The sequence below is a fragment of the Sphingomonas sp. CCH9-F2 genome (assembly GCF_001556735.1).
GTDB lineage: Bacteria > Pseudomonadota > Alphaproteobacteria > Sphingomonadales > Sphingomonadaceae > Sphingomonas > Sphingomonas ginsenosidimutans.
In genome coordinates, this window is sequence record NZ_LSJO01000113.1 from 1 (window position 1) to 12,296 (window position 12,296).

The window sequence follows — 12,296 nt, forward strand, 5'->3', positions numbered from 1 at the left end:
CGGCGGCGGCGAGCCGGCGGTCGAATCCGGGCATCCGCACCGACACCGGCGATTGTTCGGCGACGGCGACCGGCGCGATCGCAGCCGGAAGCGGCGTCGTGCCCGTCGTCGCGGCGGTGGCAGCCGGGGAGGCGGGAGCAGCACACCAGCGGCTCGCCTCGCTGAAGCGCGCGGCGACCGCAGCGCCGCAGTCGATGCGCGCGGACGCGGTACGCGCCGTGGCGACGCCAGGCAGCGTTCCCGCGGCGACCGCCAAGCCGATCAATGCTGTACGGCACGAGAATCGGACAACGCCGCGCACCGGAGCGGCACGGTCTTCCGTATATCCTTCAGTGCACATCCCACTCCTCCTCTACGACACGTCGCGCAATGCGACGGATCGTGCGGCAAGCGGGGTCCTGCGGCACCGGACGACGGGCGTCCGACACCATTAACATGCCCCAGTCAGCCAAATGATAGAAGCATGAATTTGTTCATTCCGTCGTGACATTTTCACGTTTCGTCCCGATTGCGACGAAATTATGTCGGGCGACCGATTTGCTGCCGGATCGGTGTGAACCCGCCGGATTCTGCGGAAAATCCGATCGATCGCCGTGCGTAATGGGCTGGTTTCATGACATTTTGCGGACAGGTGTGCGAATCGGTGTCGCGATTGACTCGAAATGTTTCCATGTCGATATGGGAGTGGTCAGACACGCAAACGGGTCCTGCGGTCCGGCACATCATGCACCCTGGTCATCAGGGTGCGGACGCCAATGACGGGTGGTTCCGGCGCTTCGACGGCGTACGGGCGGGGTGAGTCATCCCGCCGGTCATGTCGTGTGGACGGGAGAGCCATGTGGCCGGGAAGAACGACGGCGGCGACAAGACGGAGAAGCCGACACCCAAGCGGCTGGCCGATGCGCGCAAGAAGGGCGATGTCGCCAAATCGCGCGACGTCACCGCCACGGCGACGTTGTTCGTCTGGCTGATCGTGTTCGTCTTCGGCGCCGGCTTCGCGGGGACGCGGATCGCGACCCTTTTCGACCAGAGCTTCCAATTGATCGCGCGCGGCGACCAGCCGTTCGCGGTGGCCGCCGCCGGGCTGGGCGCGAGCGCGCTGTGGGCGCTCCTGGCGATCTGCGCCGTCGCGCTGATCCCGGCCGCGGTCGTTGGCGTGCTGACCGAATTCCTGCAGGCCGGCGGCGTCTTCACCACCGAGAAGCTGACGCCGAGCCTGGACAAGCTGAACCCCGTCGCGGGGATGAAGCGCATGTTCAGCATGGATAACGTCATCGAACTGGTGAAGACGATGGCCAAGGCGGCGCTGATTGTGATGGTCATCTGGCTGGTGCTGCGCGGATCGCTGGGCGAGATCGTCGAGCGGACCGGCCCGCTGCTCCAGCCCGCGGCGCAGACCGACGGGCGTGCCGCCGCGGCATCGGTGCTGGGCTTCACCGGATCGCTGGTGCGCCAGGCGCTGCTGTGGACCTTCGCGGTGTTCGTGATGGTCGCGGTGCTGGACCTCGCGTGGCAGAAGCACAGCTTCCTGAAGAAGATGCGGATGAGCCTGCGCGATATCCGGCAGGAGCATAAGGAAAACGAGGGCGACCCGCTCATCAAGGGCAATCGCCGCCAGTTGCACGAGGAATGGGCCAACCAGAATGCCGTCGGCGCGGCGCGCGGTGCCAACGTGCTGGTGGTCAACCCGACGCACATCGCGATCGCGATCGATTACGACGCGGACAGCGCGCCCGTGCCGGTCGTCGCCGCCAAGGGCGAAGGCCCGCTGGCGCAGGCGATGCGCGAGGCGGCGGAGGAGGCAGGGGTGCCGATCGTCCGCCACGTCGCGGTCGCGCGCAAGCTGTACGAGGATGCCGCGGTCGAGGACATCGTGCCGCGCGACATGTTCGAGGCGATCGCGCAGATCATCCTGTGGGCCAAAAAGGTCCGCGCGGGCGAGGCGCCGCAGCACCACGACCTGGGCGAACATCGGTGGGAGACGAACTGAGATGGATTCGGCGATCGGCACCGCGGTGACGGGCCTGTTCGGCATGGTGATCGCGCTCGCGATCGTGCTGGGCCTTGCCTATGTGTGCCTGCGTTTCCTGCGCCAGTGGCAGGATCGCGGGCTGGGCCGGCGGGAGGGCGAGCCCGATCGCCAGCTGCGGTTCGTCCGTGCGCTGGCGGTAGGGCAGCGCGAGCGGTTGATGCTGGTGGAGGCGGAGGGGGAATTGATGCTGATCGGCGTGTCCCCCGGATCGGTGACGCTGCTGCGCAACTGGGGTGACGGCGCGCCGCCGGTGCCCGTCGCGCCCGCGTTCCACCTGCGGTCCGACGGGCGTGAGGCGGGCGCATGACCGCGTCGCGCCTCACCGCCGAACGCCCGTTACCGCTGCGCGACCGGCTGCGCGCGATCGATGCCGACCGTGCCGACCGCCAGACGCGGCTGATCGGGGCGCTGAACGCGCGGCATTCGGGTGCGCTGACGCTGGCGGCGCGCGCCGCCTTCGCGCGCGACCGGCGCGCGGCGGGTGCGTGGATCGGGTTCGAGGCGGGCGGGCAGCGCGCCTATGTCGCGCCGCTGCTGGTCGAGGGGGAATTGGTGCGGCTGACCGGCGGGGACGGCGTTCCCGATCCCGCGCTGGCCGCGCGGCTGCTGCCGGCGATCGAGCCGTTGCTGGCGGCGCTGGAAACCGCGCTGGGCGAGGATCTGCGCCCGAGCGCGCTGGTGACCGAGGTGCCCGACGATCTCATCTTGCTGCGACTGGACGCATCGTGCGCGCGGCATACGATCCGCCACCGCCTGCTGATCGCGCTGGCCGGCGCGGGGGAGGTGGCCGCTGCGGCCTTGCCCGCCGCACCGCCGCCCGCGCTGGTCAACACGCTGCGCGCGCGCTGGCGCGCCACCATTCCGGCGCCCGCCATTCCGGCGGCGCGACGCGGTACGATCGGGCGCGGCGACCTGCTGCTGCTCGGTATCGGGCCGCTGGTCGCGCGCCTTTCCATCCCCGGCCGCGACACCGACGTCGCGGCGCGGCTTGAACCATCGAAGGGAAGCATGACGTTGCAGGAAGACCTCGTGCCCGCACCCGATACCGATCCATCGCCAGCCGCGGCGTCCGCGCCGCCGGAATGGGATTCGCTGTCGGTCCCGACCTGTATCGAGATCGACGGTGGGCTGCTGTCCGCCCAGGACGTCGCCGGCCTCGCGGCCGGCAGCGTGCTGCCGTTGCCGCAGACCGGCGGCACGCTGCGCGTGCGGGTCGTCGCTGGCGGCACGACGATCGGCAGCGGCGAACTGGTCGCGGTCGGCGAGGGGTTCGGCGTGCTGTTCGACCGGGTGGCCACCCGCGGCGAGGAGTAGTCCCCGATGGACCTGTCCACCTTTACGCCCGGCTCCGCGCTGGTCGTCGTCATCGCGCTGGCGATCGCGCCGTTCTTCGCGGTGATGGTGACCAGCTTCACCAAGATCGTCGTCGTGCTCAGCCTGTTGCGCAATGCGCTGGGGCTGCAGCAGGTGCCGCCGAACATCGTCCTCAACGGCCTGTCGCTGGTCCTGACGCTGTACGTGATGTACCCGGTGGGGCAGCAGATGCAGAATGCGATCGCGCAGAACAACGGCGGCGCGGCGGCGGTGTCGGCCCCGATGGTGCCGGGGCCGGGCGGCGCCCCGGTCGGCGGGGCAGGTTCGGGCGGCGTGCTGCAATCGACCAATTCGATGCTCAACGCGGTCGATGCCGGCAAGGAGCCGCTGCGCAACTTCCTGCTCAAGCACAGCTCCCCCACCGAGCGCGGCTTCTTCCTGAAGACCGCGCGCCGCGTCGGCGAACCGAACCGCGCCGCGGAAATGACCGAGCGCGACTTCATCGTCGTGATCCCGGCGTTCGTGGTGCGCGAACTGAGCCTGGCGTTCCAGGTTGGTTTCCTGATCTTCTTGCCGTTCCTGGTCATCGACCTGGTGATATCGAACATCCTGCTGGCGATGGGGATGATGATGCTGTCGCCCACGACCATCTCGCTGCCGTTCAAGCTGCTGCTGTTCGTGCTGGTCGACGGCTGGGTGAAGCTGGCCCACGGCCTTGTCCTGAGCTACGTGTGAGGGGGGCGGCGCGATGAACGGCGATTTCGTCAGCCTGACCAACGACGCGCTATGGCTGGTGCTGGTCCTGTCGGCGCCGCCGATCATCGTCGCGGCGGTCGCCGGGCTGATCGTGGCGGTGTTGCAGGCCGCGACGCAGGTGCAGGAACAGACGCTGCAATATACGGTCAAGTTCTTCGCGATTGTGCTGACCTTGTTCCTGACCGCGGCGCTGCTGGGCGGATCCTTGTACCGGTTCAGCGACCGGATCTTCACCAATTTTCCGGCGATGATCCAGCACTGACATGGGCGGCTGGGCCGATCAGCTGCTGCTGCTGGGCGTCGCGACCGCGCGGGTGGCGGCGACGTTCCTGCTGCTGCCGATGTTTTCCAGCGAGACGGTGCCCGCGCTGGTGCGCAATTCGATCTTCGTGTCTCTGGGCGTCGTCAGCCTGGCGTTGCAGCCGCCGCTCGACCCGTCGCTGCTGGGGCCGGGGCAATGGGCGACGATCATCCTGAAGGAGGTGTTCGTCGGCATCGTCATCGGTTTCTTCTTCGGGTCGGTGCTGTGGGCGCTGGAGGCGGCAGGCAACATCATCGACACCAAGGTCGGGGCGACGCTGGCGCAGGTGGTCGATCCGCTGTCCGGCCACCAGACGTCGCTGAACGGCGCGTTCCTGGGGCGGCTGGCGAGCGTGGTGTTCGTGGCGGGCGGTGGGCTGTCGCTGCTGCTGCGGGTGCTGATGGAAAGCTATGCGATCTGGCCGGTCGCCGCGCCGATGCCGGTGCTGACCGGATCGAGCCTGGCATTGTTCGAGGGCGAGTTCGGGCGGCTGATGGTGCTGGCGACATTGTTCGCCGCGCCGGTGCTGACGGTGCTGTTCCTGATCGACGCGGGGCTGGGACTGATGAACCGGTTCGCGCAGCAGCTGAACGTCTTCACCTTGTCGATGTCGATCAAGGCGTTCGCCGCATCGTTCGTGCTGCTGCTGCTGATCGGCAGCTACGTTACCGCGATCCTGCGCGATATGGCGAGCCGGCCCGGCGTGATCCACGGCATCCTGACCGGGCTGGCGACATGATCGCGACGGTAGAGGACGATCGCCTGGCCGCGATCGCCGAGTTGCTGCGCAAGGCCGACGCGCTGCCCGGCGCCGCGCCCGCGCCGGTCGCGCTGGGCGAGCATATGGTGGAGGCCGCGCGCGTCCCGCGCCGCCACCGCGAGGCATTGCTGCGGCTGACCCCGATGGAGCTGACGTGCGTGCGCTTCCTGGGCTGGGGCCGGTCGAACGCCGATATCGCGACGCTGCTGCTGATCTCCGACAATACCGTGCGGGTCCATCTGTCGAACGTCGCGCGCAAGCTGGAACTGGACGGGATGCGCGAGCTGGCGGCGCTGGCCGGGCTGCTGTTCTACCCGGCCGACTGAGCCGACTAATCGTTTCGACTAGCGCGGCTAGTCGTTCCGTGGAGTGCGGGGGCGGCGGGGGCCGCGTACATCGATCACCACGACGGCACGAACCGTCGGACGGATTGGGCGCCACGGCGGCGCGACGACGACAGGAGACGCAAGATGGGCTTTCTGGGTGGCATCGGTTCGATCGTGAATCCCCTCAACATCGCGGCACTGGGCATGGGCCCGGTGGGCATCGGCATGATGTTCGCCCGCCCGCTGGTGTCCGCGGTGGGGCAGCAGTTCATCCAGCAGCTGGGCGACAAGCTGGGCCTGCCGCAGGGCGTGGTCGACATGGCGCGTTCCAGCTTCGCGTTGCAGGCCGGTGATATCGGCGGCGCGGGCCGCAGCCTGGGCGACGTGGTGCAGGGCTTCGGCAGCCAGTTCGGCGCCAGCCCGTTCGAGGCGGGCGAGGTCGAGCGCAACCTGACCGACCTGATCGACCAGGCCACGACCGACCTGGCGCAGAGCCGCGAAGCGCGCGAGGCGCGTTCGGGCGGCGGGCGCAGCTGGCTGATGGCGCTGGCCGAGAACCTGGGCCGCGTCGCCGACAAGCTGGCGAACGAGATGGACCAGATGTCGCAGACGCTGGGCGATGGCGCGAACAAATCGTCGCAGAACCTGAAGTTCGCGGCCAAGTCGCAGGAATTCTCGCAGTTCTTCTCCTCGGCCAACACCGTCATCAAGACGCTGGGCGAAGCGCTTAGCCAGGGCGCGCGCAAGCAGTAAGCGACGCCGCGATCGATCGGGGGGGGCGGGGCGGCATCGCCCCGCCCCTTTCCCTCGTTGTCAGGGGAACCCTTTGCGCATCCGAAACGTCGCATTCGCGACATCCATCGCCATCTGGTCGGAGCAAGATGATGAACCGAACCTTGCTGTTTTCCCTGCTGACGATCGCCGGCACCGCCGCCGTCCCCGCTGCCGTGCGGGCGCAGGACGGCGCGGCGGTCGATATGACCGGCATGGGCATCTATGCGATGGAAGACAGCGTGATGGAGGCGGCGGGCCGGTCGGTTGCGCGACGCGGCCCCGGCGCGGCGGCTCCGGCGCGGGCGGTATCCCCCGCCGCCTTCGCCTATCGCCCGTCGCAGGAGGTACGGCGGCGCAATGTCGCCGGCTTCGTGAAGAAACTGACCGCCGCCAACCCGCAGGGCGCTGGGGAGGTGCGGCGGCTGGTCGAGGATCCGGCGCTGTTCGCCAAGATCGACCGTGCGCTGCGCGGCGTCGGCGGGCGTACGGACAATGCCGCCGATGCCTTCGCCAGTTACTGGATCGCCGCCTGGTATGCTGCGCACGGGCGCGACGATACGCCGGACGCGGCCACCTTTGCCGCGGTGCGCCGCCAGGCGGCCGAGGCACTGGGGGCGGTGCCGCAGCTCGCCGGGGCGGGCGACGCGGTGAAGCAGCAGGTCGCCGAGGCCAATCTGGTCCAGGCGGTGTTGATCGCCGCGACGATGGAAGGTGTCGGCCGCGATCCGGCGGCCCGCGGCCGGATCGCGGCGGCGGTCCGCAAGGGCGCGCGCGCATCCGGCCTCGACCTCGATGCGATCGCGCTGACCCGCAACGGCTTCGTACCGACCCGGCGTACGGGCGCCATCGACGAGCCCCCTGGCGGCGCGGGCGCGGGGGGCGGCCCGCTGCTGGGCGCGGGCGCGCTGGCCGCGGTGGCGGGGGGCGTCCTCTATTATCGCAACCGTGCGCGCGGATAGTCGCGCGCATCAGCAGGAGCTGTGACGATGACCGTATCGCCGGTGAACCGCCCGACCGTCGTGATCGACCTGACGGTGACCACGCCGTCGCAGGCGCGCAACGACGCCGCCGTCGCGATCCAGCATACCGCGGGCGACATCGCGCGCGAGCCGCTGACGCGACCGGGCGCGCTCGACGACCTGCTGGCACGCCCAGGTGCACTGGGCCGGTTTGGCGGATGACGGCGGCAGCGGTGCTTCGGATCGTCGCGCTAGCCGGTGTCGGGGCGTCCGGTGCGCTGTCGCGCCGGCAGGTTTCGGCGCAGGTCGTGGCGCCGCACGCTCACCCGTCCGCCTCCCTAGTCGCTTCGATTATGGCGGCGCGGCGGGGGCGGGGCTAGGTAGTCGTGACGATGACGGCGGGATGCGCCGTTCGAGGATAACCAAGAGATGACCGCGATCGACCGCCTTTCCCCGCTTGCCCCCGCCGCCGCGCTGGATTCGGCGCGCGGGACCACGGCCGTGGACGCGGCGAGCCGTGCGATCGGTGATATCGGCCAGCGCGTGCTCGCCTGGGTCGGGGCGGTCGGCGGGCAGGCGCCGGGCGCGGCGGCATGGGCCGCGCGCGCCGGGAATGACGCGGCAGGTTTCGTGCCCGATGCCGGCGTGCTGGCGCGGTGCGGCGATGTCTATGGCTTGAACGCGATCGCCGGCGAGCTCTCCGCGCGGTTCGGCGGTACGCCGACGCAGGAGGGCGACCTGCTGCGCGCGCTGGAGGGCGTGGCGCGCGGCGCGATGGTGCAGGCCGCGGGACTGTCGGGTGCGAGCGGAGAGCGACAGATCGCCGGCCTTTCCGCCGCGCTGGATGCCGCGCAGGGCGCGCCGGCGGGCGAGGGAATGGACGGCGTGATCGCGCGGATCGACGCCGCCGCCGCGACGCTGGGGCGCCAGAACGGCTTCTGATCCGCGCCTGGCGTGCGCCGCGGGAACCACGGGCGGCGTCGCACGATTTGGTTGCGTAACAATCGCCCGCTAGGATCACGCTTATGCTCCGAACGCTTGTCGCGGCCGCCAGTCTGACCGCGATCCTCACCACCCCCGCGACCGCGCAGCGCAAGCTGACCGTGATCAGCGCCGGCAGCGAACAGGCGCTGGCCGCGGGCAAGACGGTGCTGTCGCGCCCGTTCGGCGCGCAACTGGTCGACCGGCTGGCGGTGGTGGGCAGCTATCCGGCCGGTCCCACCACCTATCACCTGGTGCGCGGCGATGCGGCGGGGGCGTGCCCGTCGCGCTTCGTCGTCGTTGCCACTCGGGCAGGGGCGGCGCCTGCGATCAGCGAACCGTTCGGCACCTGCGCCGGCACCGCCCGCGCCACCGCACGGCGCGGCGGCTTTACCGTGACGATGCCGGCGACCGCGGCGGGCGGACCGACGGTGCGCTTTGCGTGGCAGGACGGGCGGATGCGGTTGATCGATGCGCGTCCCGCCGGACAGGCGAATGGCGGCGCGCCGGGGTTCGGGACGCGGCAGGCATCGACCTGCACCGCGCCGACCTCCGCCGATCCGGCGCTACAGGCGGCGGTGCTCGCCGATTTCGAGGATAGCTACCCCGACGAATTCCGCCGCGCGGCCACGCTGCGCAAGATCGACATCGCGCCGCAGGAACTGCGCGAGATGGTGGCGGGGCTGGCGTGCCTGTCGCGCTGGCCGGGCGCGGAAAGCGCGGTGTCCGAGGCGGCGACCCCGCTGTTCGCCAGCAAGCGCCACGGGCCGGCGGCATTCGAGGCGATCGACCAGATCGCGCGTGATCCGCTGTCCGACGTCAACCTGCGCGCGGCGGTTCGCGCGTTCGGCGCGGAGATGTTGTACCGCGTCGACCGGCGCGAGCCGCTCTGACCCCGATCGGCGCGGCGATCGCGGCGCGCGCCTATGCGCTGGCGCGCTGGCGCGCCGCGCGGTTGACGACGCGGGAGGCGGTGGAGGCGCATCGCGCGCGGGGTCTGCGGCGGCTGGGGCGGCACCTGCACCGGCACATCCCTTATTATCGGCACGTCGATCCGGCGCGGCCAGATAGCTGGCCGGTGATCGACAAGGCGGAACTGCTGGCGAATTTCGCCGCCATGAACCGCGCCGGCATCCCGCTGGACGCGGTGCGCGACGTGCTGGCCGCAGGGGAAAGCCGCATCGCCGGCCATGCGATCGGGCACAGTACCGGGACCAGCGGCAACCGCGGCTATTTCGTCGTCAGCGACGCCGAGCGCTATGTGTGGCTCGGCACGTTGCTGGCCAAAGCATTGCCCGACGCGCTGTGGCGACGGCATCGCGTGGCGCTGGCGCTGCCGGGCTTTTCGCGGCTGTACGGCGCGGCGGGGGGCGGCAGCCGGGTGATGCTGGGGCTGTTCGACCTGGGGGAGGGGCTGGACTGCTGGGCGGGGCGCTTCGCGACCTTCGCGCCCGATACGATCGTCGCCCCGCCCAAGGTGCTGCGCGAACTGGCGTTGCGCGGGCTGATCGCGCGCGGGACGACCGCGTTCAGCGCCGCCGAGGTGCTCGACCCCGTCGACGTGCCGGTGATCGAGGCGGCGACCGGGCGGCCGCTGCGCCAGATCTACATGGCGACCGAGGGGTTGCTGGGCGTATCGTGCGCGCACGGCACGCTGCATCTGGCGGAGGATGTGGTGGCGTTCGAATGGGAGGCGGCGGGCGGCGGGCTGGTGCAGCCGATCGTCACCGACATGACCCGGCGGGCGCAGGCGATGGTGCGCTATCGCATGAACGACCTGCTGCGGCTCGACCCGCGGGCGTGCGCATGCGGATCGGCGTTGCAGGCGGTGGCGGCGGTGGAGGGGCGATGCGACGACCTGTTCGTGCTGCCGGGCGCGGCGGGGTCGGTGACGGTGACACCGGACGTGTTGCGCAACGCGGTGATCGACGCCGACCGCCGTATCGACGATTTCCGCATCGTGCAGACCGGCGCGGCGGCGATCGCGGTGGCGATCCCGCCGGGCGCGGATGCGGCGGCGGTCGAGGCTGGACTGACGCGCGCGCTGGCGCGGATCGGCGCCCGCGCGGCGATCACGGTGACCCATGGTATCCCGCCGACCGACGCCACCAAGCTGCGCCGTGTCCGCCGCGACTGGCGCGGCGATCAGAGCAGCATGTCCGCCGTGTAGCGTTGCGGGGGCGGCGGCGTGCCGTTTGCGAAACCCCAGATCGCCGGGCCGAGGAAATCGAGCGGGCCGCGCGCATAATCGCCCTCGCGCGTCGCCTGTCGCGCCAGCACGCGGCGGTCCTGCTGCAGGATCGGCCAGTGGAAGGCGGTGAGCAGCCAGCGTTTCACCGCCGCCGGGACCATGTCGCGCGGGGTGGCGAAATGCGCATAGGGGCGCGTCACGCGCGCGCTTTCGGGAACGAACACGACCGCGATCGACAGCGTCGGGCCGTCGCGGCCGGTAAAGGCGACCTCCCCGATCGTCGGCGGGTGGAGGCGGCCGATGCTGGTCCAGCGATGCCCCTCCAGCAGGCGCGGCAGCAGCCCGGTGGCGCGCGCGTCCTCCATATAGCGGGCGTGTGCGCCGGTCGTGTCGACCGTCACCTCCACCCGCGCGGGACGGCGGCGGTGCGGCGCGCGGACCAGCCACGGGTGGACAAGGTGCGGGTGCGCGGGATCGAGATGGTTTTCCAGCGCATCCAGCACGCGCGCGGTCGAGGCGCGTGGCACCCACCAGAAGCGGTCGAGCGCCGGGTCGTCCATTACCGCGGGCAGGCGCGGGAAGGGGCCGTTCCCCAGCGTCGTCCACACCAGCCCGCCCGCCACGCGCACCGGCAGCGTGGCGGCCGCGACGTCGGGGACGGTGCGCGCGCCGGGCACCGCGCGGCATCGCCCGTCCGCCCCGAACGCCCAGCCGTGATAGGGGCAGACGATCGCGCCGCCGCGCACCCGCCCCGCCGACAGCGGCATCGCGCGGTGCGGGCAGCGATCGCGCATCACCACCGGCACGCCATCGGCGGCGAAAACGACCAGCGGTACGTCCATCAGCCGCCGCGCGAGCGGACGCGTGCTCAGCCGCGCGGCGACCGCGACCGGGTGCCAGCCGGCGGCGACGGCGGCCGGCCAGCCGCTCACCAGCCGTTGCGCCGCATCATCGGCACCGCGAATCGTTCAAGCGCGGCGGCGAGCGCGCGGATCGCCAGCGCGCGCGGTCGCGACAGGTGGGCGACATGCATGGCGTGATATTCGATCACCCCGCGCGCGCCGCGCAACCGCTTGAAATGCGCCGCGCCCGCCGATCCGTGCAGCCGCCAGCCGCGCTCCATCGCCATCGTCATGAACATCCAGGAGGCGATCCGGTAAAGGCCCGCGGCGGCCGGGAAGCCGCGATCATAGCCGACCACCGGCGGCGTCGCGACCCCGGCGCGGGCCATCAGCCCCGCCACTGCCAGCACGCGCCCGTCGCCCGCGCGCGCGACGCGATAGTCGATCGACCCGCCGGCCATGGTCGCGGCGACGAAGCGCGGCGTGAACACCGGATTGAGCGCGCTATACTTGTCGACATACAGCTGATGATACAGGTCCGCGATCCGCGCGGCATCGTCCGCTCGGGCGGTTTCGATCGTCAGCCCGCTGCGCGCCACCAGCCGCCGGTCGTTGGAAAAGGCGTTGCGCGGGCGCCAGTCGCGCGCGGGATCGTCGACCACCCACACCTGTCGCGACGGCACCATCACCCAGCCGTCGGCGCGCGCCGCCTGCGCCAGGGCGGGCGCGGACCAGTCGTCGACCGAGCGGATCGCCAGCACGTGATCGGGGAAGCGTTCGGTCAGGAACGCGCGGATCGCGGGCAGGTCGGCGCCGGCCCAGCTGCCGTGCAGGTTGGTCGACAAGAGCCAGTTGTCGACATTTACGAGGCGGTCGATCCGCGCCGCGCCCAGCAGCGCATCGACCCCGCCCAGCAGCGCGCGCCACGCCGCCGCGCCGCGCACGCGCATGATCGCCAGCTCGGCGCGCGCATAATCGACATAGGCGGCGCGCGGCGTGCAGACATAGCTGTCACCGCGCGCGCCATGGTTGATCGTCACCGGCAGGACGCGCCCGCCGC

16 protein-coding genes are annotated in these 12,296 nt (G+C 71.0%); 13 read left to right on the plus strand and 3 right to left on the minus strand.

The window, feature by feature from the left end; all coding sequences use genetic code 11:
• Positions 1-265: hypothetical protein (locus AX685_RS03375; protein ID WP_197418471.1), on the minus strand; the 265-nt coding region annotated here is incomplete at its 3' end.
• 573 nt (positions 266-838) lie between these two features.
• Here AX685_RS03375 and sctU point away from each other — a divergent pair.
• From sctU to AX685_RS03440, 13 genes are all read left to right on the plus strand, one after another.
• Positions 839-1,990: a type III secretion system export apparatus subunit SctU gene (sctU, locus tag AX685_RS03380; protein WP_066485456.1), complete on the plus strand. Its 1,152-nt coding sequence runs from the start codon at positions 839-841 to the stop codon at positions 1,988-1,990.
• 1 nt (position 1,991) lies between these two features.
• Positions 1,992-2,339: a FliO/MopB family protein gene (locus AX685_RS03385; protein WP_231738533.1), complete on the plus strand. Its 348-nt coding sequence runs from the start codon at positions 1,992-1,994 to the stop codon at positions 2,337-2,339.
• Positions 2,336-3,346 (plus strand): FliM/FliN family flagellar motor switch protein, encoded by a 1,011-nt coding sequence (locus AX685_RS03390; protein WP_066485457.1) that lies wholly within the window; start codon positions 2,336-2,338, stop codon positions 3,344-3,346. The genes AX685_RS03385 and AX685_RS03390 overlap by 4 nt, the downstream gene beginning before the upstream one ends.
• 6 nt (positions 3,347-3,352) lie before the next feature.
• The gene (locus AX685_RS03395; RefSeq protein WP_066485459.1) at positions 3,353-4,081 is read left to right on the plus strand and encodes an EscR/YscR/HrcR family type III secretion system export apparatus protein; all 729 of its coding nucleotides are present in this window, start codon (positions 3,353-3,355) and stop codon (positions 4,079-4,081) included.
• A gap of 13 nt (positions 4,082-4,094) precedes the next feature.
• Positions 4,095-4,364, plus strand: a complete 270-nt coding sequence (gene sctS, locus AX685_RS03400) for a type III secretion system export apparatus subunit SctS (protein ID WP_066485463.1) — start codon at positions 4,095-4,097, stop codon at positions 4,362-4,364.
• Between the two features lies 1 nt (position 4,365).
• Positions 4,366-5,142: a type III secretion system export apparatus subunit SctT gene (gene sctT, locus AX685_RS03405; protein ID WP_066485465.1), complete on the plus strand. Its 777-nt coding sequence runs from the start codon at positions 4,366-4,368 to the stop codon at positions 5,140-5,142.
• Positions 5,139-5,489 carry a LuxR C-terminal-related transcriptional regulator gene (locus tag AX685_RS03410; protein ID WP_066485467.1) on the plus strand — a complete coding sequence of 117 codons (351 nt, stop codon included), beginning with the start codon at positions 5,139-5,141 and terminating at the stop codon, positions 5,487-5,489. The genes sctT and AX685_RS03410 overlap by 4 nt, the downstream gene beginning before the upstream one ends.
• 144 nt (positions 5,490-5,633) lie before the next feature.
• Positions 5,634-6,242 (plus strand): hypothetical protein, encoded by a 609-nt coding sequence (locus AX685_RS03415; RefSeq protein ID WP_070321664.1) that lies wholly within the window; start codon positions 5,634-5,636, stop codon positions 6,240-6,242.
• 131 nt (positions 6,243-6,373) lie between these two features.
• Positions 6,374-7,222, plus strand: coding sequence for a DUF6683 family protein (locus AX685_RS03420; RefSeq protein WP_156445640.1), 849 nt, complete (start codon positions 6,374-6,376; stop codon positions 7,220-7,222).
• A gap of 27 nt (positions 7,223-7,249) precedes the next feature.
• Positions 7,250-7,444 carry a hypothetical protein gene (locus tag AX685_RS03425; RefSeq protein WP_066485476.1) on the plus strand — a complete coding sequence of 65 codons (195 nt, stop codon included), beginning with the start codon at positions 7,250-7,252 and terminating at the stop codon, positions 7,442-7,444.
• A gap of 207 nt (positions 7,445-7,651) precedes the next feature.
• Complete coding sequence (locus AX685_RS03430) at positions 7,652-8,164, plus strand: hypothetical protein (protein ID WP_066485478.1); 513 nt, start codon at positions 7,652-7,654, stop codon at positions 8,162-8,164.
• 83 nt (positions 8,165-8,247) lie between these two features.
• Entirely contained in the window at positions 8,248-9,096 is an 849-nt protein-coding gene (locus AX685_RS03435; protein ID WP_066485480.1) for a hypothetical protein, read from the plus strand.
• 62 nt (positions 9,097-9,158) lie between these two features.
• Positions 9,159-10,373 carry a hypothetical protein gene (locus AX685_RS03440; protein ID WP_070321667.1) on the plus strand — a complete coding sequence of 405 codons (1,215 nt, stop codon included), beginning with the start codon at positions 9,159-9,161 and terminating at the stop codon, positions 10,371-10,373.
• Here AX685_RS03440 and AX685_RS03445 read toward each other — a convergent pair.
• Both AX685_RS03445 and AX685_RS22275 read right to left on the minus strand, forming a co-directional pair.
• The gene (locus AX685_RS03445) at positions 10,349-11,326 is read right to left on the minus strand and encodes a Rieske 2Fe-2S domain-containing protein (protein WP_066485485.1); all 978 of its coding nucleotides are present in this window, start codon (positions 11,324-11,326) and stop codon (positions 10,349-10,351) included. The two genes, AX685_RS03440 and AX685_RS03445, sit on opposite strands and share 25 nt — an antisense overlap.
• Positions 11,323-12,296: hypothetical protein (locus tag AX685_RS22275; RefSeq protein WP_197418472.1), on the minus strand; the 974-nt coding region annotated here is incomplete at its 5' end. The genes AX685_RS22275 and AX685_RS03445, both read right to left, overlap by 4 nt.